This window comes from Acidovorax sp. FG27 (assembly GCF_040365715.1).
In the GTDB taxonomy this organism is placed as follows: Bacteria; Pseudomonadota; Gammaproteobacteria; order Burkholderiales; family Burkholderiaceae_C; genus Paracidovorax.
The window spans coordinates 653,562-676,835 of record NZ_BAABVY010000009.1; the positions used below are offsets into that span (position 1 = coordinate 653,562).

Annotated in this window: 17 protein-coding genes; 14 read left to right on the top strand and 3 right to left on the bottom strand. The window is 69.6% G+C overall.

Annotation, left to right across the window (positions count from 1 at the left end; all coding sequences use genetic code 11):
- Nucleotides 1-50: 50 nt before the first annotated feature.
- Nucleotides 51-4,085, bottom strand: coding sequence for a response regulator (locus ABWV53_RS09980; protein ID WP_353365401.1), 4,035 nt, complete (start codon nt 4,083-4,085; stop codon nt 51-53).
- 313 nt (nt 4,086-4,398) lie between these two features.
- Between ABWV53_RS09980 and ABWV53_RS09985 the strand changes: the two genes are divergently transcribed.
- Nucleotides 4,399-5,487: a mechanosensitive ion channel family protein gene (locus ABWV53_RS09985; protein WP_353365403.1), complete on the top strand. Its 1,089-nt coding sequence runs from the start codon at nt 4,399-4,401 to the stop codon at nt 5,485-5,487.
- Nucleotides 5,488-5,591: 104 nt separating this feature from the next.
- Here the strand turns inward: ABWV53_RS09985 and ABWV53_RS09990 are convergent, their stop codons facing one another.
- The gene (locus ABWV53_RS09990) at nt 5,592-6,272 is read right to left on the bottom strand and encodes an EAL domain-containing protein (RefSeq protein ID WP_353365405.1); all 681 of its coding nucleotides are present in this window, start codon (nt 6,270-6,272) and stop codon (nt 5,592-5,594) included.
- Between the two features lie 188 nt (nt 6,273-6,460).
- Here ABWV53_RS09990 and dnaG point away from each other — a divergent pair, with 188 nt between their 5' ends.
- The 7 genes from dnaG to ABWV53_RS10025 all read left to right on the top strand — a co-directional run bounded on the left by dnaG (nt 6,461) and on the right by ABWV53_RS10025 (nt 17,488).
- The gene (gene dnaG, locus ABWV53_RS09995; protein WP_353365407.1) at nt 6,461-8,479 is read left to right on the top strand and encodes a DNA primase; all 2,019 of its coding nucleotides are present in this window, start codon (nt 6,461-6,463) and stop codon (nt 8,477-8,479) included.
- 380 nt (nt 8,480-8,859) lie between these two features.
- A complete protein-coding gene (rpoD, locus tag ABWV53_RS10000; protein ID WP_353365409.1) occupies nt 8,860-11,256 on the top strand; it encodes an RNA polymerase sigma factor RpoD in 2,397 nt (798 codons plus the stop codon).
- A 158-nt stretch (nt 11,257-11,414) separates the two neighbouring features.
- On the top strand, nt 11,415-13,838 hold the full coding sequence (locus ABWV53_RS10005; protein WP_353365411.1) for a glucose/quinate/shikimate family membrane-bound PQQ-dependent dehydrogenase: 2,424 nt from the start codon (nt 11,415-11,417) through the stop codon (nt 13,836-13,838).
- Between the two features lie 179 nt (nt 13,839-14,017).
- A complete protein-coding gene (locus ABWV53_RS10010) occupies nt 14,018-14,965 on the top strand; it encodes a ketopantoate reductase family protein (RefSeq protein WP_353365413.1) in 948 nt (315 codons plus the stop codon).
- A 148-nt stretch (nt 14,966-15,113) separates the two neighbouring features.
- Nucleotides 15,114-16,016 carry a glutamate ABC transporter substrate-binding protein gene (locus ABWV53_RS10015; RefSeq protein WP_353365415.1) on the top strand — a complete coding sequence of 301 codons (903 nt, stop codon included), beginning with the start codon at nt 15,114-15,116 and terminating at the stop codon, nt 16,014-16,016.
- A 12-nt stretch (nt 16,017-16,028) separates the two neighbouring features.
- A complete protein-coding gene (locus tag ABWV53_RS10020; RefSeq protein WP_353365417.1) occupies nt 16,029-16,691 on the top strand; it encodes an ABC transporter permease subunit in 663 nt (220 codons plus the stop codon).
- Nucleotides 16,688-17,488: an amino acid ABC transporter permease gene (locus ABWV53_RS10025; protein WP_353365419.1), complete on the top strand. Its 801-nt coding sequence runs from the start codon at nt 16,688-16,690 to the stop codon at nt 17,486-17,488. The genes ABWV53_RS10020 and ABWV53_RS10025 overlap by 4 nt, the downstream gene beginning before the upstream one ends.
- Here the strand turns inward: ABWV53_RS10025 and ABWV53_RS10030 are convergent.
- A complete protein-coding gene (locus tag ABWV53_RS10030) occupies nt 17,450-18,421 on the bottom strand; it encodes a LysR family transcriptional regulator (protein ID WP_353365421.1) in 972 nt (323 codons plus the stop codon). The genes ABWV53_RS10025 and ABWV53_RS10030 overlap by 39 nt on opposite strands.
- Before the next feature lie 108 nt (nt 18,422-18,529).
- Between ABWV53_RS10030 and ABWV53_RS10035 the strand changes: the two genes are divergently transcribed.
- Genes ABWV53_RS10035 through aroQ form a run of 6 tightly spaced genes read left to right on the top strand, consistent with a single transcriptional unit; the run spans nt 18,530 to nt 22,957 of the window.
- On the top strand, nt 18,530-19,459 hold the full coding sequence (locus ABWV53_RS10035; protein ID WP_353365423.1) for a ketopantoate reductase family protein: 930 nt from the start codon (nt 18,530-18,532) through the stop codon (nt 19,457-19,459).
- Between the two features lie 36 nt (nt 19,460-19,495).
- On the top strand, nt 19,496-19,906 hold the full coding sequence (locus tag ABWV53_RS10040; RefSeq protein WP_353365425.1) for a VOC family protein: 411 nt from the start codon (nt 19,496-19,498) through the stop codon (nt 19,904-19,906).
- 24 nt (nt 19,907-19,930) lie between these two features.
- Entirely contained in the window at nt 19,931-20,410 is a 480-nt protein-coding gene (locus ABWV53_RS10045; protein WP_353365427.1) for a MaoC family dehydratase, read from the top strand.
- Nucleotides 20,407-21,663 (top strand): CaiB/BaiF CoA transferase family protein, encoded by a 1,257-nt coding sequence (locus tag ABWV53_RS10050; RefSeq protein WP_353365429.1) that lies wholly within the window; start codon nt 20,407-20,409, stop codon nt 21,661-21,663. Before ABWV53_RS10045 ends, ABWV53_RS10050 begins: the two co-directional genes overlap by 4 nt.
- A complete protein-coding gene (aroE, locus tag ABWV53_RS10055; protein ID WP_353365431.1) occupies nt 21,660-22,481 on the top strand; it encodes a shikimate dehydrogenase in 822 nt (273 codons plus the stop codon). Before ABWV53_RS10050 ends, aroE begins: the two co-directional genes overlap by 4 nt.
- A gap of 29 nt (nt 22,482-22,510) precedes the next feature.
- A complete protein-coding gene (gene aroQ, locus ABWV53_RS10060; RefSeq protein ID WP_353365433.1) occupies nt 22,511-22,957 on the top strand; it encodes a type II 3-dehydroquinate dehydratase in 447 nt (148 codons plus the stop codon).
- Nucleotides 22,958-23,274 lie beyond the last annotated feature (317 nt).

A 23,274-nucleotide genomic window follows, 5' to 3' on the forward strand; every position in this document is an offset into this window, starting at 1 on the left:
TCCTGCAAGAACGGGGGTCGAATGGGCTTTCGTCGGCGGCTGCACTGCGGTCACTCCGGGCCGGCGCGGGCCAGCACGGCCAGCGCCGCGTCGAACTCGAATGCGCGGGTGCTGCGCTCCAGCCGCTCGAAGGCATCGCCCAGCGCCGCCTGCAGCGCGGCGCGGTGCTGCTCCAGGCAGTCGAGCGCGGCGGGGTCGTCCTGCCGCAGCAGGGCCGCCAGGTGGCGCAGGGCCTCGCCGGGCGGCGGGGCGTCCGGGTCGGCGGATGCGGCGGGCGACGTGATGGTCTCGTCCATCCAGGCGTCCAGCCCGCGCAGCAGCACGGCCAGCGACAGGGCCATGGCGTCGCGCAGCTGCTGGCGCGCGGCGGGGGGCTCGCCGGCCCGCAGCGACTGCTCCAGCGCATGCGCCTGGTCGGCCAGCCCGCGCGCGCCGATGTTGGCAGCCACCGACCGCAAGGTGTGCACCAGGCGCTCGGCCAGCGCCGCGTCGCCCGCCTGCTCCGCCGCCTCCAGGGCGCGGTCGGTGCCGCGCTGGCCCTGCGCGAACCGGCGCAGCATGTCGGCATAGAGCGCGGGCTTGCCCAGGGCGCGCTGCAGGCCCAGGGCGGCGTCCAGCCCCGCCACGTCGCGGGGCAGCCGCACGGCGGCAGGGGTGCCATGCGGGCGCGGCAGGGGCGGCCGGCCAGGCGCCCCGGCCGGGGCGCCCTCCCCGCGTGGCGCGATCCAGCGCATCAGCGCGGCCCACAGCACCGGCGGGTCGATCGGCTTGGCCACGTGGTCGTTCATGCCGGCGGCAAAGCAGCGCTGGCGATCGGCTTCCATGGCGTTGGCGGTCATGGCGATGATGGGCAGGCCGGCATGGCGCGGATCGGCGCGCAGGCGGCGGGTGGCGGTCTCGCCGTCCATCACCGGCATCTGCATGTCCATCAGCACCACGTCGTAGCGCTGGCGCTCGATGCACTCGAGCGCTGCCTGGCCGTCGTCGGCCACGTCCACCCGGAGGCCCGCGTCGCGCAGGAGCTCGGTGGCGACGAGCTGGTTCAGCGCGTTGTCTTCCACCAGCAGAACGTGCGCGCCGCGCAGCGACGCGGGCAGTTCTTCGGGCACGGGCTGCAGCAGCGGCGCGTGGCTGGGCAGCCAGCCGTGCTCCAGCGGCTGCATCAGCGCGTCGTGCAGTACCGAGGCGCTCACCGGCTTGACCAGCACCGAGTCGATGCCTTCGTCGCGCGCGGCCCGGCTCAGCTCCTCGCGCCCATGGGCGGTCACCATCAGCATCTGCGGCACCCGGTCCCAGCCCAGGGCGCGAATGCGGCGCGCGAGCTCGATGCCGTCCATGCCCGGCATCTGCCAGTCGAGCAGTAGCAGGCCGAAGTGCTGCCCCGTGGCGCGGGCCTGCGCCAGGGCCTGCAGCGCCTGGTCGCCGGAATGCACCTGCGTCGCCTCGAAGCCCATGGCCTGCAGCATGTCGGCCAGCACCGTGGCGGCGGTGGCGTTGTCGTCCACCACCAGCACGCGGCCCTCGCGCAGGCCGGCGGGCGGCGGCAGGGCCTGGAGCGCCTCGCCGCGCTCCAGCGGCACCGTGACCCAGAACGACGAGCCCACGCCCGGCGTGCTTTCGGCGCCGGCCTCGCCGCCCATCAGCTCGGCCAGGTTCTTGCAGATCGCCAGGCCCAGGCCGGTGCCGCCGTAGCGGCGCGTGGTGGACGTGTCGGCCTGCTGGAAGCTCTGGAAGAGGCGCCCCATCTGCTCGGGCGCGATGCCGATGCCGGTGTCGCGCACCTCGAAGCGCAGCACCACGCGCGCGCCCACGGCCTCCACCACCCGCACCAGGACGTGGATCTCGCCGGCCTCGGTGAACTTGACCGCGTTGTTGGCATAGTTGATGAGGATCTGCCCCAGTCGCAGGGCGTCGCCCACGAGGTGGGCGGGCACGTCGGCCGCCACGTCCAGCACCAGCTCCAGCCCCTTGGCCGCGGCCTTGTAGCCCACCACGTCGGCCACGCCGCCCAGCATGCGGTCCAGCACGAAGGGCTGGTTCTCGACCACCAGCTTGCCGGCCTCGATCTTGGAGAAGTCCAGGATGTCGTTGATCACGCCCAGCAGGTGCTGTCCCGCCTGCTGGATCTTGGAGATGTAGCCCATCTGCCGCGCGTTCAGCCCCGACCTCAGCGCCAGGTGCGACATGCCGATGATGGCGTTCATGGGCGTGCGGATCTCGTGGCTCATGTTGGCCAGGAAGCTGGACTTGAGCGCGGCGGTTTCCTCGGCCAGCTCCTTGGCGCGGCGCAGGTCGCGTTCGGCGCGCTGGCGGTCGGTGATGTCCACGAACGTGCCGATGGCTCCGCCGGGGGAGCCGTCGGGGCGGCTGAAGCCGTGCAGCCAGAAGAGCGTGTGGTGCAGCGCGCCGTCGGCGTAGGGCAGGTCGACCTCCTTGTGCACCCATTGCTCGCCGGCCACGGCGGCCCGCGCGTCGCTCTCGAAGCGGGCGCGGGCCTCGGCCGGCAGGAAGTCCAGCTCCAGCACCGTCTTGCCGATGAGGTCGGTGCGCTGCACGCCGAAGGCCTGCTCGTAGGCCCGGTTGAAGCCGATGTAGCGGCCGTCCGCGCCCTTGTAGAAGAGCGGCACCGGTATGGCGTCGATCAGCGCCTGCTGGAAGGCGAGCTGCTCGGCGACCTGGGCCTGCAGGTGGCGACGGTCGGTCACGTCCTCGTGCAGGCCGACGATGGCGATGCGCCGGCCCTGGCCGTCGAACACCGGCGAGAGCGTGGCCTCGTCGTGGTAGAGCGTTCCGTCCTTGCGCCGGTTGATGAACGATCCGCGCCAGGACTGGCCGGCGAGCAGCTGCGACCACATGCCGGCGTAGGTCTCGCGCGGCGTCTGGCCGCTCGCGACGATGGAGGGCTTGGCACCCCGCACCTCCGCCAGGCTGTAGCCGGTCTTGCGCTCGTATTGGGGGTTGACCCACTCGATGCGGCCGTCCGCGTCGGTGATGGTGACGGCCACCGGGCTGCTTTCCAGCGCGGCGCCCAGCACGCCGAAGCGTTCCATCGCGGCGCGCATGCGCAGGCGGTTGCGCACCATGTCCCGCACCATCGCGCCCAGCAGCGCCAGCAGCACGAAGGCCGCCGCGCCCACCCAGAGCCGCTCGGCCAGCGGCACCAGCGCGCTCACGTCGTCCAGCATCACCAGCCGCCAGGGGCCGGCCGGGTCGTTCCAGTCGATGGCACGCCATTCGATGGCGTAGCGCACGCCGTCGACCAGCGCCTCCCTCGCGTCGGGCCGGAAGGGCAGCGCCGAGGCCACGCCGTTGTTGAACCGCTGGCCGAACTGCCGCAGCGCGCGGATCTCGTCGATGCGGGCCTGGGTGAGCGGCGGCGCCACCGCATAGAGCCATTCGGGCCGGGTGGAGGCGAACGCCACGCCCTGCGGCGACATCAGCAGCATGGGCTGGCCGACCCGCGTCAGCGCGGCGTCGAAGGTTTCGAACGCCACCTTGAACAGCACCACGCCGATGATGGCGCTGACGGGGGTTTCCTTGTCGTAGAGCGGCGCGGCGTAGTAGAGGCCGCGCTCGTGCGTGTTGGCGCCGAGCGCGGCGTAGACGGCGACCACGCCGCCCATGGCCTGCTGGAAGTACGGCCGGTACGCCAGGTTGAGCCCGACGGCGGAAGGACCGGCGCTGTCGTGCGCCACCACCGTGCCGCTGGCCGAGATGACGAACATCGCGCTGCCCAGGAAGCGGTCGCGCACCAGCGCCATGCGCGCCAGGGCCGCCGGCGCGTCGGGCGGCAGCTCGCCCCGGGCCAGCGCCTTCAACGAAGGTTCTGACAGCCCCAGCAGCGTGACCGCGCCCAGCATCGGGCCGCCGCTGGTCTGGTGCACCAGGCGGTCGGCCGCGGCCTGCAGCATCTGCGCCCGGTCGCCCGCCCGGTCATGGGCGCGCCACGCCGCCAGCCCCTGCACCACCAGCACCGCGCCCAGCAGTGCAGGCAGCAGCACCCACAGCACGCCGCGCCACCAGCGCGCGTCGCGGTCGATCCAACGCTCCAGCAACGAGGCCGTCGCGCCGGCTGCCCGGCTCATGGACGCCTCCGGCCTGCCGGGCGGCCAGCGGGTGGACTACGACGCGGTCGCCTGGCGGAAAAAGCCATCACGGTTACGGTGTCTAGGTTGGGCACAAGGGCGGGAACGCCGGCGGGCGGTTCCCTCTGGACGTGCAGTATGTCAAGACGTAACCAAATTGGGTGCCGTTTTTGGCAAATGGCGGCGTAAGCGCCATCGACGTTCCAGCACGCGGGACGCTCTCCGACAGCCGAACGGGAAAGCGGCCGGTACGGTCAAGATGTCTGGCCTGTCCATGCCCGGCACCGCCGCCGCGCCGCTTTTTTCTTTGCCGATGCTCGACTCCCTGCACCTGTCACCCTGGGCCACCACGGCCGTCGCCGCGCTGGCTGCCGTGGTCGCCGCCGCCTTCGGCCACCGCATCGCCGCGCTGCTGGCGTTGCGCGCCACCCGCCCCGCGCCGCTGCTGCATGCGGTGGTGCAGGCCTGCGTGCCGGTGATGCGCGTGCTGCTGCCCCTCGTCGCGCTGCAGATGGTGTGGCAGGCCGCCAGCGATGAGCAGCGCTACATCGCCAGCGTGCGGCACCTCAACGGCCTGCTGGTGATCGCCTGCGGCACCTGGCTTCTGATGCGCGGCATCCGGGGCCTCGCGAACGGCATCATCGCTCGCCACCCGGCCGACGTGGAGGACAACCTGCAGGCGCGGCGCATCGCCACGCAGGCGCGGGTGCTGTCGCGCACCGCCATGTCGGGCGTGTTCATGGCGGGCCTGGCGATGATGCTCATGACCTTTCCGGGCGCGCGGCAGGTGGGTGCAAGCCTGCTGGCCTCCGCCGGCGTGGTGGGGCTGGTGGCCGGCATCGCGGCGCGGCCGGTGTTCAGCAACATGATCGCCGGGCTGCAGATCGCGCTGGCGCAGCCGATCCGGATCGACGACGTGCTGATCATCGAGGGCGAGTGGGGCCGCGTGGAGGAGATCACCGGCACCTACGTGGTGCTGCGCATCTGGGACGAGCGGCGGCTGATCATTCCGCTGCAGTGGTTCATCGAGAACCCGTTCCAGAACTGGACGCGCAACAGCTCGGAGATCCTGGGCACCGTGTTCCTCCATGCCGACTACCGCCTACCGCTGGACCCGCTGCGCGCCGAGCTCGACCGCGTGCTGGAGACCGCGCCCGAGTGGGACCGCAGGGTGAAAGTGCTGCAGCTGACCGACGTGACGGAGCGCACCATACAGATCCGCGTGCTGGTCTCGGCCCGGTCATCGGGCCTGGCGTTCGATCTGCGCTGCCGGGTGCGGGAAGCCCTGGTCACCTTCATCCAGCGGGAATACCCGGACTGCCTGCCGCAGGTGCGTATGCCGGCGGCGGCGGAGCCAGTTCAGGATGCCGTGCGCGGCAGTGGCGGAAGCTCGATACTGTGAGCCGCCGAATCAGGCGCGATGAAGCAAGAAATATGGCTCCAGCGCCTGTATATCAGGCGCCTTCAGCTATCAATAGCATAGCAAATGCCTGACGCTTCGGAGTGTCAGGGCCAGCGGACGGCGGGCAGCGCCTCGATCTCGGGCTTGGCGAACAGGTAGCCCTGGAAGAGGTACGTGCCCCGGGCCATCAGCCATTCCATCTCGGCAACGGTCTCCACGCCCTCGGCCAGCGCCTGGATGCCCAGCGAGTCGCACAGGCCCAGGATGGACTGCACGATGACCTGCCGCACCGGGTCGTCGTCCACGCCGCGCACCAGCCCCATGTCGATCTTGATCGTGTCGGGCTGGAAGTCGGCCAGCAGGCTCAGGCCCGCATAACCCGCGCCGAAGTCGTCGATGGCGGTATGGAAGCCCTGCCGGTGGTAGGACTGCAGAATGTTCTTCAGGTGGGCCTTGTCGCCCACGTTTTCCTGCTCGGCGACCTCGAACGCGATGCGCTCGATCGGGAAACCATGCCGCTCGGCGGCCATCAGCGTGGCGCGGATGCAGGTCTCCGGCTGGTAGACCGCGTTGGGCAGGAAGTTGATGTTCAGCAGGCCCTGCATGCCCAGCCGGCTGGCCAGCTCCACCGCCTTGACGCGGCAGGACTGGTCGAAGGCATAGCGGTTCTCGGCCGTCACGCGCTCGAGCACGCTGAAAGCGCCGCTGCCGTCGGTGCCGCGCACCAGCGCCTCGTGCGCCACCACGACGCGCTGGCGCATGTCCACGATGGGCTGGAAAGCCATCGTGAAGTTGAAGTCCAGCGGCGGCGCATCCCGGCACAGGCCGCACGGCGGTGGTGACGGATGCGCCAGCGACGACGCTGCTCGGAGGGGCTGGGCAGGTGACATGTCGCAAAGGGTAACAGCTACCGCACTCCCCCTGCTTGCAGGAGAACACCGCATGTTGTGGGCCCATGGGTGAAAATCGGCGGGTGTCCATTCCCCAGCCATTCATCCAGGAGCTGCTTTCGCGCGTCGATGTCGTCGATGTCGTCGGCCGCTACGTGCAGCTCAAGAAGGCGGGCGCGAACTTCATGGGCCTGTGCCCCTTCCATGGCGAGAAGTCGCCGTCGTTCAGCGTCAGCCCGTCCAAGCAGTTCTTCCACTGCTTCGGCTGCGGCAAGAATGGCAATGCCATCGGCTTTCTGATGGACCACGCCGGCATGGGCTTCGTCGAGGCGGTGCACGACCTGGCCCAGCAGACCGGGCTGCAGGTGCCGGACGACAACGTGTCGCCGCAGGACCGCGAGCGCGCCGCCGCCCAGCGCCAGAAGCAGGCCACGCTGACCGACGTGCTGGAAAAGGCGGGCGAATCGTGGCGGCGGCATCTGCGCGACTCGCCCCGGGCGATCCAGTATTTCAAGGGCCGCGGCGTCTCGGGCGCCGTCGCCAAGCGCTATGGCCTGGGCTATGCGCCCGAGGGCTGGCGCGGGCTGGCCAGCGTGTTCGCGCAGTACGACGACCCGCTGCTGGAAGAAAGCGGCCTGGTGATCGTGAGCGAGGACGACGGCGGCAAGCGCTACGACCGCTTCCGCGACCGGGTGATGTTCCCCATCCGCAACGTCAAGGGCGAGTGCATCGGCTACGGCGGCCGCGTGCTGGGCGATGACAAGCCCAAGTACCTCAATTCGCCCGAGACCCCGGTATTCCACAAGGGCCGGGAGCTCTACGGCCTGTACGAGGCGCGCACCGCCATCCGCGAGCACGGCTTCGCGCTGGTGACGGAGGGCTACATGGACGTGGTGGCGCTCGCGCAGCTCGGCTTTCCGAACGCCGTCGCCACGCTGGGCACGGCCTGCACGGCCGACCACGTGCACAAGCTCTTTCGCTTCACCGACACGGTGGTCTTCAGCTTCGACGGCGACGCCGCGGGCCGGCGGGCGGCGCGCAAGGCGCTGGACGGCGCCCTGCCCTATGCCAGCGACACGCGCAGCGTGAAGTTCCTCTTCCTGCCGGCCGAGCACGACCCCGACAGCTTCATCCGCGCCCATGGCACGGAAGCCTTCGCGCGCCATGTGGGCGACGCCATGCCGCTCAGCCGCTTTCTCGTCGAGGCGGCCCGCGAGGGCTGCGACCTGGGCACGGCCGAGGGGCGCGCGCGCATGCTGAGCAATGCCCGGCCGCTCTGGTCTGCCCTGCCCGACGGCGCCCTGCGCCGCCAGTTGCTGGGCGAATTGGGCGAGTTGGGGCAGCTCGATGCCAAGGACCTGGCCGAGCTCTGGCAGCACGCCAGCGCGCAGGACGCGGCCCGCACGCCCGGCCGGCATGCGGCGCGCCCGCCCACCGAAGACCACAACCCGTATGCCGACGAGCCGCCCTGGGGCCAGAGCGCGGCGGACGCCGGCGGCTGGCAGCCCGCCGGCGAGCCCGGCGGCGGCATGGGCCATGCCCGCAAGCCCTTCAGCCCTCGATCCACCGATGACTGGAAGAAGGGCGACTGGAAAAAGGGCGACTGGAAGAGCAGGTGGAAGAGGGACGAGCGCCCCGCGCAGCCGCCGCTGCCGCGCACGCCCCCGGCCAGCCGCGTGGACCATGCCGCACGGCTGCTGCTCTCGCACATGGAGTTCCTGGAGCGGCTGTCGCACGACGACCACGCCACGCTGTGCGCGCAGCCAGCGCCCCACGGCCCGCTCTTCACCTGGCTGGAAGGCCAATTGCACGAACACGGCCCACAGCCCTGGGCCGTGCTGCGCGAAGCCCTGCGCGGCCATGCCTGCGCGGCCACGGCCGAGCGGGTGATGACCGGCTCGCATGCGCAGACCGAGGGCGACGAGACCGAACTGCTGGGCGAGCTGCGCGGCCTGCTCGACCGCATGCTGGTCGAGGCGCTGATGCAGGAACAGAAGGAGTTGATCCCGCGGGTCACGCGCGAACCCGAGGCCCTGGCGCGCTACCAGGAACTGGAGCAGCGCATCAAGCACCTGCGCGGCATCGCGGCCAGGGTCGCATGAGCGGGGGCGCTCCGCCGCGCGCCACCGGCCTCCTTTGCCACCACGGAGCGTGGGGGCGCCTTGTCGCATCCTCTTGACACCGGCCCTTGAATTCTGGCAGGCCGGTATAATGTACGGTTTACCGGCAAGAGCGACAGCAACACCTCCGGCCCCGGGGCAACCGTGACGAACGCGCACAACCGCCCCAACTGCCGCAAGGACTGCACACCAAATGTTCGCCCAGACATCTTGCCTTTTGAGAACCTGACACCTATTTCAGTCACCTGAAAGGGGTCGTGGCTTCTCGAGCCGCGCGGGCTGCGAGCCCGCGCCGTGCCACCCGCGCCGGGAATCGTGGCGCTTGCGTTCCTTTCTGTCCGTCTTTGATTCTGAGGTTGCCCATGCCCGCTCAAAAGCCCGAGAAGTCGCCCAAGTCCGCTGCAGGCACCGCCGCGAAGGCCGTTTCCAAATCCGCTGTGAAAGCGACCGCGAAAGCCGTGGCCGCCCCGCCCGCCCCCCGTGCCGCAGCCAACACTGTCAAGACCTCACCCGTGAAAAGTTCTGCCGAGCTCATCAAAGCTGCCGATGAATTGCTGAAGAAAAAGCCCGTCCGCGCCAAGGCTGCTGCTGCTGCCGCCACCACCGCCGACGAAGGCGACGACACCCCGAAGAAGCGCCCGGGCCGCCCCGCCAAGGCCGCCAGCGCGACCACCGCCGCCGCTGCCAAGACCCCGGCCAAGCGCGGCCGCAAGCCCAAGGCCGATGACGCCGAGGGCGGCGACGACGCCGACCTGTCCGACATCGAGTCCGACCTCGAAGGCGAGATCGAGGCGGAACCCGAGGTGGCCACGGCCGCCGCCGCGCCCGCCGAGAAGGTCAAGCCGCTGCGCATGAAGATCAGCAAGGCGAAGGAACGCGCTTTGATGAAGGAATTCGGCCTGGACGAGACCGTCCTGTCGGAAGAAGACCTGGCCAAGCGCCGCTCGCGACTGAAGACCCTGATCACCCTGGGCAAGACCCGCGGCTACCTGACGCAGGTCGAGATCTCCGACCACCTGCCCGACAAGCTGGTCGACGCCGAGACGATGGAAGTCGTGGTCGCCATGCTGGGCGACATGGGCGTGGCCGTCTACGAGCAGACGCCCGACGCCGAGACGCTGTTCCAGAACAACGTGACGCCCACCGCCGCCACCGTCGAGGAAGCCGAGGAAGAAGCCGAAGCCGCGCTTTCCACGGTGGACAGCGAATTCGGCCGCACGACCGACCCCGTCCGCATGTACATGCGCGAGATGGGCACCGTCGAGCTGCTAACGCGCGAGGGCGAAATCGAGATCGCCAAGCGCATCGAAGGCGGCCTGCAGGACATGATGGAGGCGATCAGCGCATCGCCCGCCACCATCGCCGAGATCCTGAAGATGGGCGAGGAGATCCGTGAAGGCAAGGTCGTCATCACCACCATCGTGGACGGCTTCTCCAACCCGAACGAGGCCGACGACTACGTGGCCGAGGAAGACTTCGACGAATTCGACGAAGAGGACGACGACGACGGCAAGGGCGGCTCCAAGGCGCTGACCAAGAAGCTCGAAGAACTCAAGCGCGAGGCGCTGTCGCGCTTCGACACCATGCGCGAGCTGTTCGAGAAGGTCCACAAGATCTACGACAAGGAAGGCTACGGCACGCCTGCCTACATGAAGGCCCAGCAGGCCCTGTCGGCCGAGCTGATGACCATCCGCTTCACCGCCAAGACCATCGAGAAGCTGTGCGACATGGTGCGCGCCCAGGTGGACGACGTGCGCAAGAAGGAGCGCGAGCTGCGCCGCATCATCGTGGACAAGTGCGGCATGCCGCAGGACGTGTTCATCAAGGAATTCCCGCCCAACCTGCTGAACCTCAAGTGGGTCGAGAAGCAGGCCGCCGCCGGCAAGCCCTGGAGCACGGTGCTGCAGCGCAATATCCCGCCCGTGCAGGAGCTGCAGCAGCGCCTGATGGACCTGCAGGCCCGCGTCGTGGTGCCGCTGCCCGAACTCAAGGGCATCAACAAGCGCATGAACGACGGCGAAACCTCTTCGCGCGACGCCAAGAAGGAAATGATCGAGGCCAACCTGCGCCTCGTGATCTCCATCGCCAAGAAGTACACCAACCGCGGCCTGCAGTTCCTCGACCTGATCCAGGAAGGCAACATCGGCCTGATGAAGGCGGTGGACAAGTTCGAATACCGCCGGGGCTACAAGTTCTCGACCTACGCCACGTGGTGGATCCGCCAGGCCATCACGCGCTCGATCGCCGACCAGGCGCGCACCATCCGCATCCCGGTGCACATGATCGAGACGATCAACAAGATGAACCGCATCTCGCGCCAGCATCTGCAGGAATTCGGCTTCGAACCCGACGCGTCCATCCTGGCCGCGAAGATGGAGATCCCGGAAGACAAGATCCGCAAGATCATGAAGATCGCCAAGGAGCCGATCTCCATGGAAACGCCGATCGGCGACGACGACGACAGCCACCTGGGCGACTTCATCGAGGACGGCGCCAACACCGCCCCCATCGACGCCGCCATGCAGGCCGGCCTGCGCGACGTGGTGAAAGACATCCTGGACGGCCTCACGCCGCGCGAGGCCAAGGTGCTGCGCATGCGCTTCGGCATCGAGATGTCGACCGACCACACGCTGGAAGAAGTCGGCAAGCAGTTCGACGTGACCCGCGAGCGCATCCGCCAGATAGAAGCCAAGGCGCTGCGCAAGCTCAAGCACCCGAGCCGCAGCGACAAGCTGCGCAGCTTCATCGATTCGCTCTGAGCGGTCGATTCGATCGATGGCAGGCGGCGCCTGCCCACCCCCCAAAGCCCCGAGCCTGCCCGCCGGGGCTTTTTTCATGGGCGAGTCGCTGTTGCCGTCAGGGTTACGGGCAATGCGGGAAAATACCAGTTGCGACAAATCAAAAAAGAGGAAATTTCGTGACCCTCAATACACAACCCCAGCCGTCGGCGGGGCGATCGCGCTGGCCGGCCAGGCTGGTGGGCGCACTGAGCGTGCTCTTCGGCCTCGCCTTCCTGGCGGGCGGCATCTATCTCGCCCGGCTGGGCGGCAGCCTGTACTTCGCCCCGGCGGGCCTGGCCATGCTGGTGGCCGGCGTGCTGCTGTGGCGCGGCCGCACGGCCGGCGCCTGGCTGTATGCGGTGACGCTGGTGGCCAGCGCGGTGTGGGCCTTGGTAGACGCAGGCTGGTCGTTCTGGCCGCTTTTCTCGCGCCTCTTCGCTCTGGGCGTGCTGGGCCTGCTGGTGGCGCTGGTCTATCCGCGCCTCGCTGCGCCGCGCGGTCGTGGCGCCTACGGCCTGGCCGCCCTGCTGGCCGTGGTGCTGGTGGCGGCGTTCGGCGGCATGTTCGTGCCGCACCCCACGGTGGCGGCTGACGGCAGCGGCCCAGGCCTGACGCCGGTCGCCCCGGCCCAGGCGCAGAAGAACTGGGAGCACTACGGCAACACCAACGGCGGCAGCCGCTTCGCCGCGCTGGACCAGATCAACCGGGCCAACGTGGGCCAGCTGGAGGTGGCCTGGACCTACCGCACCGGCGATGTGGCCGAGAGCAACGGCAACGGCGCCGAAGACCAGACCACGCCGCTGCAGATCGGCGAGCGCCTCTACCTCTGCACCCCGCACAACGACCTGATCGCGCTGGAAGCCGACACGGGCCGCGAAATCTGGAAGCGTGCGATCAACGCCAAGTCGTCCGTGTGGCAGCGCTGCCGGGGGCTGGCCTACTTCGACGCCGCAGCGCCCCTGCCGCCCATCACTGCCGCGGGCGCGTCGCCCGTGCAGCCGGCGGCGCTGCCGGCCGGCGCCAATTGCCAGCGCCGCATCCTCACCAACACCATCGACGCCCGCCTGATCGCCGTCGACGCCGACACGGGCGAGTTCTGCCAGGGCTTCGGCAACAACGGCCAGGTGGATCTGAAGGCGGGCCTGGGCGCATCGCCCGACCCGTTCTACCAGCTCACCTCGCCGCCGCTGATGGCCGGCACCACCGTGGTGGTGGGCGGGCGCGTGGCCGACAACGTGCAGGCCGACATGCCCGGCGGCGTGATCCGGGGCTTCGACGTCATCACGGGCCAGATGCGCTGGGCCTTCGACCCGGGCAACCCGGAGGACAAGAAGGCGCCCGCCGACGGCAAGACCTATGTGCGCAGCACCCCGAACTCGTGGGCGCCCATGTCGTACGACGCGGCGATGAACACCGTCTTCCTGCCCATGGGCAGCCCCTCGACCGACCTGTACGGCGCCGAGCGCACGGCCTTGAACCACAAGTACGGCGCCTCGGTGCTGGCGGTGGATGCGACTACGGGCGCGGAGAAGTGGGTCTACCAGACCGTGCACAACGACCTCTGGGACTTCGACCTGCCGATGCAGCCCAGCTTCATCGACTTCCCCGTCGAGGGCGGCCGCACCGTGCCGGCGCTGGCCATCGGCACCAAGGCCGGGCAGATCTATGTGCTGGACCGCGCCACCGGCAAGCCGCTGACTGAAGTGCAGGAGCAGCCGGTGAAGAATGCCGACATCCAGGGCGAGCAGTATTCCGCGACGCAGCCGCGCTCGGTCGGGATGCCGCAGATCGGCGCGCAGACGCTCACCGAATCCGACATGTGGGGCGCCACGCCCTTCGACCAGCTGCTGTGCCGCATCGCCTTCAAGAAGATGCGCTACGAAGGCCTCTACACCGCACCGGGCACCGACGTGTCGCTGAGCTTCCCCGGCTCGCTGGGCGGCATGAACTGGGGCGGCCTGTCGGTGGACCCGGTGCACGGCTTCCTGTTCGCCAACGACATGCGCCTGGGCCTGTGGGTGCAGATGATTCCGTCGGCCAACCGCGGCGCGGCCGCCGGCGGCGGCGAGGCCGTCAACACCGGCATGGGCGCGGTGCCGCTCAAGGGCACGCCGTATGCGGTCAACAAGAACCGCTTCCTGTCGGTGGCGGGCATTCCCTGCCAGGCGCCGCCCTTCGGCACGCTGACGGCCATCGACCTGAAGACCCGCCAGATCGTCTGGCAGGTGCCCGTGGGCACGGTGCAGGACACCGGCCCCATGGGCATCAAGATGCGCATGCCCATCCCCATCGGCATGCCCACGCTGGGCGGCACGCTTGCCACCCAGGGCGGCCTCGTGTTCATCGCCGGCACGCAGGACTACTACCTGCGCGCCTTCGACAGCAGCAACGGCAAGGAAGCCTGGAAGGCGCGCCTGCCCGTGGGCAGCCAGGGCGGGCCGATGAGCTACCAGTCGCCCAGGACCGGCAGGCAATACGTGGTCGTCACCGCCGGCGGCGCGCGCCAGTCGCCGGACCGGGGGGACTACGTGATCGCCTACGCGCTGCCCGGTCAGCGCTGACCCCGGCGGCACGATCCCGGCACCCGGGTGGCCGGATCAAGAAAGCCCGCCGGCGTTCGCGTCGGCGGGCTTTTTTGCGCCCCTCCCGGCGGCCAGCGCCCGGCATCACGCCATGTCTGGCAGACGGCCGAGCCGTGGCCGGCGTACGATCGACCTCCCCCAAGGAGACCGCTTTCGCCATGACTGCCTCGCCCGCCAACCCCCATCCGTTGCCTACCCCGCTGCTGCGCATCGCCGTCATGGGCGCCGGAGCCGTGGGTTGCTACTTCGGCGCCCTGCTGGCGCGTGCCGGCCATGCGGTCACCTTGATCGGCCGCCAGGCGCACGTCGAGCAGGTCCAGGCCCATGGCCTGCGGCTTCAGACGGCCCGGCTGGACGAGCACGTCCCCATGGCCGCCAGCACCGCAGCCAGCGCCGTGGCCGATGCGGACGTGGTGCTGTTCTGCGTGAAGTCCACCGATACCGAGGATGCGGCCCGGCAGATCCGGCCGCACCTGGCGCCCGGCGCGCTGGTGCTCACGCTGCAAAACGGCGTGGACAACGACGAGCGCGTGCAGGCCGTCCTGGGCGACGCCCACCCCGTGGCCGCCGCCGTGGTGTACGTGGCCACCGAAATGGCCGGCCCGGGCCACGTGCGCCACCATGGCCGGGGCGAGCTGGTGATCGCCCCCTCGCCCCGCAGCGCCGAAGTGGCGCGGCAATTCGCGGCGGCCGGCATCGCGACCGACGTCTCGGGCAACGTGCGCGGCGCGCTCTGGGCCAAGCTGGTGATCAACTGCGCCTACAACGCCCTCTCCGCGGTGTCGCAAATGCCCTATGGCCGGCTGGCGCGGGCCGTTGGGGTGACGGAGGTCATCGCCGACGTGGTGGCCGAGTGCCTGGCCGTCGCGGCGGCCGACGGCATCGAGCTGCCCGGCGACGTGCATGCGGCGGTGCGGGGCATCGCCACCACCATGCCGGGGCAGTTGTCGTCCACCGCGCAGGACCTGGCCCGGGGCAAGCCCAGCGAGATCGACCACCTGAACGGCTCCGTGGTACAGCGCGGGCAGGCGAAGGGCGTGGCCACCCCCGTGAACCGGGCGCTGTGGGTCATGGTGAAGCTGGTGGAAGCCGGCAAGGCCCGTTGACCCTGCCTGCACGGTACGGCCAGCCTGGCGCGCCAGCCGCATTCGCAGGCATCTGGCTGCCTTGGCCCACAGCGAAGTGCCCGCGGCAGTGCTATACATGGCCCCTGGCCATCCCCATCCCGAGATAGAAACAAACAGAGAGGAATCCATGTCGATCACATCCATCCTGAAATCCACCGCGGCGGCGCTGGCGATCGCCGGCAGCGGATCGCTCTTCGCGCAGGGCACGCCCATCGATGCGGCGGCGTTCGACGCGCTGGTGGCCGGTGGCCCCGTAGCCAGCGCCGACACTGTCGCGGCCAGCCCCTGGGCCAGCAAGATCAAGCAGGCCGGCGCGCTGCGCCTGGGTGGCACGCAGACATCGAACCTCTTCTCGCTGCTGAACGAGAAGGACGGCAGGATGCGCGGCTTCGACGCCGGCCTGGCGCAGCTCATCACCCGCTACATCCTGGGCGATGCGTCCAAGATCCAGTTCACGCAGGTGAACTCGTCCACGCGCGAGCAGGTGCTCATCAACGGCCAGGTGGACATGGTCATGGCCACCTACTCGATCACGCCCGCCCGTGCCGAGAAGATCTCGTTCGCCGGCCCCTACTACACCTCGCAGGCCGGCGTGCTGGTCAAGGCGAACAACAAGGCCATCCAGTCGTACAACGACCTGGGCGGCAAGAAGGTCGCCACCCAGGCCGGCTCCACCGGCCCGGCCATCCTGGCGCAGTTCGCGCCCAAGAGCACCGTGCAGGAATTCCAGACCCACCAGGAAGCGCTCGATTCCCTGCGCCAGGGCCGCGTCGATGCCTATGTGACCGACTACACCCTGCTGCTGAACGCCCTGAGCCTGGGCACCGGCGACGCCCGGCTCGCCGGCGCGCCCTTTGGCGCGCAAGACCCCTACGGCATCGGCCTGCCCAAGGGCTCCGACGGCGTGGCCTTCGTCAACGCCTTCCTGAAGAAGATCGAGGCCGACGGCACCTGGGCCAAGCTCTGGACCATCTCCATCGGCCAGCGCACCGGCAGCACGGCCGTCCCGACGCCGCCTGCGTTGCCCTGAGCAGGGCAGAGGATGGGCGACATCGCCAAGCTGCTGGCCGAGCAGGGGCCTGCCTTCTGGCAGGCCCTTTTGCTGACCTGGAAGCTCACCGCGCTCGCGTTCGTGCCCGGCTTCGCGCTGGGCGTGGCGATCGCGGCGCTGCGGCTGCTCCCGCTGGCGCCGCTGCGCGCGTTCCTCACGTTCCATGTCGAGGTCTTCCGCAACATTCCCAGCGTGGCCTTGCTGATCTTCATCGTCTTCGCGCTGCCCGACCTGGAAGTGGTGATCGACTATGAGCACAGCGTGGTGCTGACGCTGGCGCTGGTCTGCTCGGCCTTCACGGCCGACTACCTGCGCACCGGCATCAACACCATTCCCTCCGGCCAGATCGAGGCCGCGCTCAGCCTGGGGCTGCGGCCCGTGCGGGTGATCTCCTCGATCGTGCTGCCGCAGGCGCTGCGCTCGGTGGTGCAACCCATGACATCGCTGCTCATCGCGCTGATGCTGTCCACCTCGCTGGCGTCGCAGGTGCCCATGCCGGGCCGCGAGCTGACCGCGCTTGTCTCCAAGCTCGGCAACGACTCCGCCATCGGCATGGCCGCCTTCGCGGTGGCCGCCGCCATGTACGTGGCGACCGGCCTGCTGATCGGCTGGGCCGGTGCCCTGCTGGAGCGGAAAGTGCGCATCCTGCGATGAGCCGATCCCTCGAAGACACCCTGTTCGGCGCGCCCAGCCCGCGCACGCGCGTACTCACGCGGGCGCTCAGCGCCATCGCGGCGGCCGCCCTGCTGGTGCTGGCGGCCGGCATCGCGTGGCGCTTTCATTCGGCCGGACAGCTGGAGGCCCGCTACTGGCAGTTCTTCGCCTGGCCGACGACCTGGGCCTTTCTGGCCAAGGGCCTGCTCGGCACGCTGGCCTCGGCGGCCATGAGCGCGGCCATCGCGCTGAGCCTGGGCCTCGTTTTGATGGCGGGCCGGCTCTCCCGGTGGCGGCTGCTGCGCTGGCCCAGTGTCGCGGCCATCGAGTTCCTGCGGGGCACGCCGACGCTGCTGCTGATCTACCTGTGCTTCCTGGTGCTGCCCTCCGTGGGCATCAAACTCAGTACCTACTGGATGCTCACCCTGCCCATAGCCTTCAGCACCGCCGCCGTGGTGGCCGAGGTCTATCGCGCTGGCGTGCTGGCCGTGCCCCGCGGCCAGACCGACGCCGCACGCAGCCTGGGCTTCACGGGCACCCAGGTCTTCTTCGCCATCGTCTTCCCCCAGGCGCTGCGCTACATCGTGCCGGCCCTGGTGGCGCAACTGGTCATCGTGGTGAAGGACACCACCTTCGGCTACGTCGTCACCTATGGCGAGCTGATGCAGAACGCCCGGGTGCTGATCGCCAACTACCACTCGCTGGTGCCGGTGTACCTGGTGGTGGCGGCGCTGTATTGCCTGGTGAACTACGGCATCTCACGCGCCGGCCGGCGGCTGGGCCGGCCGGTGCATTGACGCATCCGACTGCGGGCCCCCGCCGACCGGGCGAAGGAACAGGTTTGCGCACACCCCTCGAAGCCAGCGGTTGCCCGGGTCCTGGTGGAAGCGCGCATGCCAGTGCTGCCGCACCTGGAAGCCCGGAATGGGCACCGGGCAGTCGAGCACCCGCAGGCCGCCGATGGCGGCCAGGGTCTCACCGATCTGCCGGGGCAGCGTGGCGATCAGGTCGGTGGTGGAGAGGATCGCCGGCAAGCCCAGGAACCCGGGCAGCCGCAACGCCAGGCGGCGTTCGATGCCGAGGCGGTGGATGGTGGCGTCCAGCAGTTGGGCGCCCGTGCCGTAGACGATGCCGGCGTGCGCCTCCCGGCTGTAGTCGTCCAGGCCGAAGGACGCGCCGGGGCGGATGCGGGGGTGGTCGGGATGGGCCAGGCAGATCCAGTCCTGGTCGTACAGGGCCTGCTGGTAGAAGCCGGCGTCCAGTGTGGGGATGAAGCCCAGCGCCAGATCGGCGGCGCCCGATTCCAGCTCCGCACCCATGCCGGCATGGATGGGCACGGCCTCCAGCGACACGCCGGGCGCCAGGGCACGCACCTGCGAGAAGAGGCGCGGCAGCAGGGTGATGTGGCTGGCGTCGGTCATGAAGATGCGGAACCTGCGCGGCATGGTCGCAGGGTCGAACACCGACTGCGCCTGGGCGAGCGCACGCAATCCCTCCAGCACGTTGCGCACCGTTGCGATCATGGCCTCGACGCGCGGGGTGGGCAGCATGCCCTGCGGCGTGCGGACGAAGAGCGGATCGCCCAGCTGCGAGCGCAACCGGGCCAGCCAGATGCTGACGGTGGGCTGGGTCTGGCCCAGCGCCTCGGCGGTGCGCGTGACGCTGCCGGTGCTGTAGAGCAGCTCCAGCAGTTGCAGTTGCCGGCCATCCAGCAGGTCAATGTCGGGCATGGGATTCTCCGCTTTGTTCATGTCGAATCGACATGGAGTGTATGTAGCCCATGCGATTTACGCCATGCCAGCCCCCGCCAACAATCCGTCCATTCACAGGAGACGGATTTGAAAATCGCAGTGCTGGGCGCGGGCGCCCTGGGATGCGCCATCGGAGGGGCGCTGGCGGAAGCGGGCAACGACGTGGTGCTCATCAACCGCAACGCGGCCCAGGTGGAGGCGATCCGCGCCGCCGGGCTGCGGATGCGCGGGCCCAGCGGCGAGCGTCCGGTCGCCGTGCGCGCCGAGCGCGACTGCACGCGACTGACTCCGATGGACCTGGTCATCGTGCTCGTGAAGTCGTTTCACACGCAGGAGGCCATCGCCGCCGCGACACCGCTCATCGGTGGCGACACGGTCGTGCTGTCGCTGCAGAACGGCCTGGGCCACGAGGACGTCCTGGCCGAGGCCGTGGGCCGCGAGCGCGTGATCGCCGGCAAGACCTACGTGGGCGGCGTGATGCTGGCGCCCGGCCACATCATCAGCGGCACCGAGGGCAAGGAGACGCTGATCGGCGAGCTGGACGGCAGCGACAGCGCCCGCGTGCGGCGCATCGCCTCGGTGTTCGAGGCCGCCGGCCTGTGCACCACGGTCAGCACGAACATCATGGGCACCATCTGGGACAAGCTGCTCATCAACGTGGCCACGGGCGCAGTCAGCGGCATCACCGGCCTGACCTACGGCCCGCTCTACGCCATCCCCGAGATCGAGGCGACGGCCGTGGCGGCCGTGCAGGAGGCCATGGACGTGGCCCGCGCCAGCGGCGTGGCGCTGTCGTACACCGACCCCCGGGACGCCTGGACCAAGGCCGCCGCAGGCCTGCCCCAGGACTTCAAGACCTCGATGCTGCAGAGCCTGGAGAAAGGCTCCGTCACCGAGATCGACTTCATCAACGGCGCCGTGGTCCGCTGGGGCCAGCGCTGCGGTGTGCCCACGCCGGTCAATGCCACGCTGGTGGCCTGCATCAAGGGCATCGAACGGGCGCGCCAGGCGCGCTGAGAGCGGCGCACACAACGACAAGGAGACGAAGAGAACATGACCACCCCCTTCACCCCACCCACCCGGGCCTACGTCGAGCACGTCGCCATCCGCGTGCGCGACATCCACTGGCACATCCGCTTCTTCTACCAAGTGCTGGGCATGGACGTGCGCGAGATCGACGGCCCCACCGACGACCCGCGCCAGTACTGGACGCTCGGCGGCATGCAGCTGATGGCCACACCCGATTTCGAGGCCCCGCCCAGCAACGACGCCGGCTGGCTGGCCCACCTGGGCGTGATGGTGGACGACCTGGAAGCCGCCCTGACAGCCGCCGCGCCCTGGGGCGTGAAGGCGCTGCCGCAGGGCCGCAACTGGCTGCAGCTGCCCGACGGCCTGGCCGTCGAGCTGATCCAGGCCGCGCCCGGCAGCGTGGCCCAGGCCCTGGCCGTGCGCCCACGCGGCTGAGAACGACATACGGAGACACGATCCATGAAACTGACCCCGCCCCCGCAGCACTTCTCGACGCCCGAGAAATACTGGGACGACGCCCGCGATGGCGACACCTGCACCAGCCCCGAGTACGAGGTGACCGAGGCCCGCATCAACGCCTATGCCGAGCTGACCGGCGACTACACGCCGGTGCACATCGACGAGGACTATGCCAAGACCACGCCCTTCGGCACGCGGGTGGCGCACGGCCTGTTCGGCCTCTCGATCGCCGACGGCCTGAAGACCCGCAGCGAATACCGCTTCCTGCCCGGCATGTCGCTGGGCTGGACCTGGGACTTCCTCCTGCCCATCAAGATCAATGACCGGCTGCACGTGCGCTTCACCGTCACCGGCCTGCGAGCGTCCAAGGGCCGGCCGGGCTGGGGCATCGTCATCCTGCCCTCGGAGCTGGTCAACCAGCACGGCGAAGTCGTGCAGAAGGGCGAGCACCGCCTGATGATCCCCCGGAGGCCCGCATGAGCGCTGCACAGAACAACACGCAGCCGTTGCCCCTGGCCGGCATCCGCGTCATCGACTATTCGCACTTCCTGGCCGGCCCGTACGTGGGCCGCTGCCTGGCGGGGCTGGGCGCCGAGGTCATCAAGGTCGAGCGCCCCGGCAGCGGCGACGCCGGCCGGCACCATGCCTTCTTCGTGGGCGAGGACGATGCGTACTCCGGCTACTTCCTCCAGCTCAACATGGGCAAGCAGGGCCTGTCGGTCAACACCAAGGACCCGCGCGGCAAGGCGCTGATGCACAAGCTCGTGGACAGCGCCGACGTGTTCATCGAGAACTACCGCCCCGGCGCACTCGACAAGCTGGGCCTGGGCTATGCCGAGCTGAGCCAGCGCAACCCGGGGCTGGTGTACTGCTCCATCTCCGCCTACGGCCATACCGGGCCTGATGCGCACCGCGCCGGCTTCGGCCTGATCGCCGAGGCCAAGAGCGGCATCATGCAGATGGTGGGCACGCCGGGCGAGGCACCGCCGCTGCTGCGCATCTCGCTGGGCGACATGTACACCGGCATCCATGCCGTGGCGGCCATCAACGCCGCGCTGCTGGGCCGCGTGAAGAGCGGCCGGGGCCGGCACATCGACATGGCGCTTTATGACACGCTGGTCTCCATGCACGAATACGCGGTGCAGTGCTACACCCTGTCGGGCGGCCAGGTGCTGCCGGAGCAGACGGGGCACGACATGCCGACCTCCACGCTCTATGGCGTTTTCCGCGCGGCCGATGGCGACCTGGTGATCGCCGCGCAGGTGGACGACGCCTGGAAACGCTTCGCGGCGCTGGTCGAAGCGAATGGCGGCCCCGCCGGCTTCGGTGCGGACACCCGCTTCCACTTCTCCACCGGCCGTAACGCCAACCGTCTGGAGATCCTGTCCGTCGTCAAGCCCTGGGTGGCCTCGCGCCGCGTGGCCGAGGTGCTGGCGCTGCTCGACGGCATCGACGTGCCCTGCGCCAAGGTGCAGCGCATCGACGAGGTGCTGGCCGATCCGCAGATCCAGGCCCGCGGCATGGTGGTGGAGCAGGAGCATCCGGTGCTCGGCAAGATCCGCCTGCCCAACCTGCCCTTCAGGTTCTCGGACTGCGACACCACCATCCGCCAGGTCGCGCCCGACCTGGGCCAGCACAACGCCGAGATCGCCGCCGCGCTGGGCTACAGCGCCGACGAGATCGCGGCCATGCAGGCCGACGGCGTGCTCTACACCAAGGAGATGAAACGATGAGTGACCAATACGCCGTCATCGGCAACCCCATCGGCCACACCAAGTCGCCGCTGATCCACGGCATGTTCGCCGAGGCCACGGGGCAGGACCTCGTCTACACCGCCATCGAAGGGCGCCCGGGCCAGTTCGCCGAAGACGCGGCGTCCTTCCGCGCCGCGGGCGGCCGAGGCATGAACGTGACCGCGCCCTTCAAGCTCGAAGCCTTCGCCTTCGCCACCGAGCGTTCGCAGCGCGCCAGCCTGGCCGGCGCGGTCAATGCGTTCAAGTTCGAGGGCGAGCGCGTGCTGGCCGAGAACTTTGACGGCGTGGGCCTGACCCGCGACGTGGTGAGCAACCTGGGCTGCGCCCTGCGCGGCAAGCGCGTGCTCATCCTGGGCGCGGGCGGCGCCACGCGCGGCGCGCTGCTGCCCTTCCTGGAGCAAGGCCCGGCGGAACTGGTCATCGCCAACCGCACGGTCGACAAGGCTCAGGCTCTGGCGACCGAACTGCGGGACCACGGCGCCCTGCGTGGCTGCGGGTACCAAGACCTGGAAGGCCAGGGTTTCGACATCGTTTTCAACGCGACCTCGGCCAGCCTGCGCGGCGAGCTGCCGCCGGTGCCCGCCACCGTGTTCACCGCCGATGGCCTTGCCTACGAGCTGGCCTACGGCAAAGGCCTGACGCCCTTCCTGCGCCTGGCGCAACAGGCCGGCGTGCGGCAGCTGGCGGACGGCGTGGGCATGCTGGTGGAGCAGGCCGCCGAGGCTTTCGACTGGTGGCGCGGCGTGCGGCCCGAAACGGCTGCCGCGATCGCCCGCCTCACCGTTCCGCTGTGCTGAACGGCGCCCTACCCCTGGAGACGAGCCCCATGAAATTTCTCATGCTGCACGGCATCAACCACAACATGTTCGGCAAGCGCGACCCGAAACAGTACGGCACGACCACGCTGGCGCAGATCGACGGCGAGCTGCAGGCGCTGGCGGGCGAGCTGGGCGTGGCGGTCGAATCCTTTCAGACCAACTACGAAGGCGCGATGGTCGAGCGCATCCACCAGGCCTATTTCGACGGCGTGGACGGCGTGATGCTCAACGCTGGCGCCTGGACGCACTACAGCTACGCCATCCGCGATGCGCTGGCCATCCTCACCTGCCCCATCGTCGAGCTGCACATGTCCAACATCCATGCGCGCGAGCCGTTCCGGCACCACTCGGTGTTCGCCGAGATCGTGCAGGGGCAGATCGCAGGGTTCGGGGTGGACAGCTACCTGCTGGCGCTGCGCACCGCCCTCAATCACGCACGCGCCAGGGCCGCATAGCAAACCTCTGCACGGTCACCGTGCATGAGGGTCAGCAGAGTCGGTCAGTCGGCGGTTTTGCCAACTTGGGAATTTGGCTTGCGAAAATTTTTTGCCCACGACCCGTCTCGCTGGCGTCGGCCGGCCCGACACCCGGGAACTGGCGAATGGGTCACCGGCGGCGCCACCTAGCCAAGCACTGGCCGCGCCCTGAGCCGGGTGCGATCCCGGTGAAACCGGGTTCAGGCGGGCTCTGCGAACGGGTGAGTCAGGGCCCCACGAATCAGCCGCAGTCCGTGATGCGGCGGGGAGACTGACATTCCAGCGTGAAGACGGCG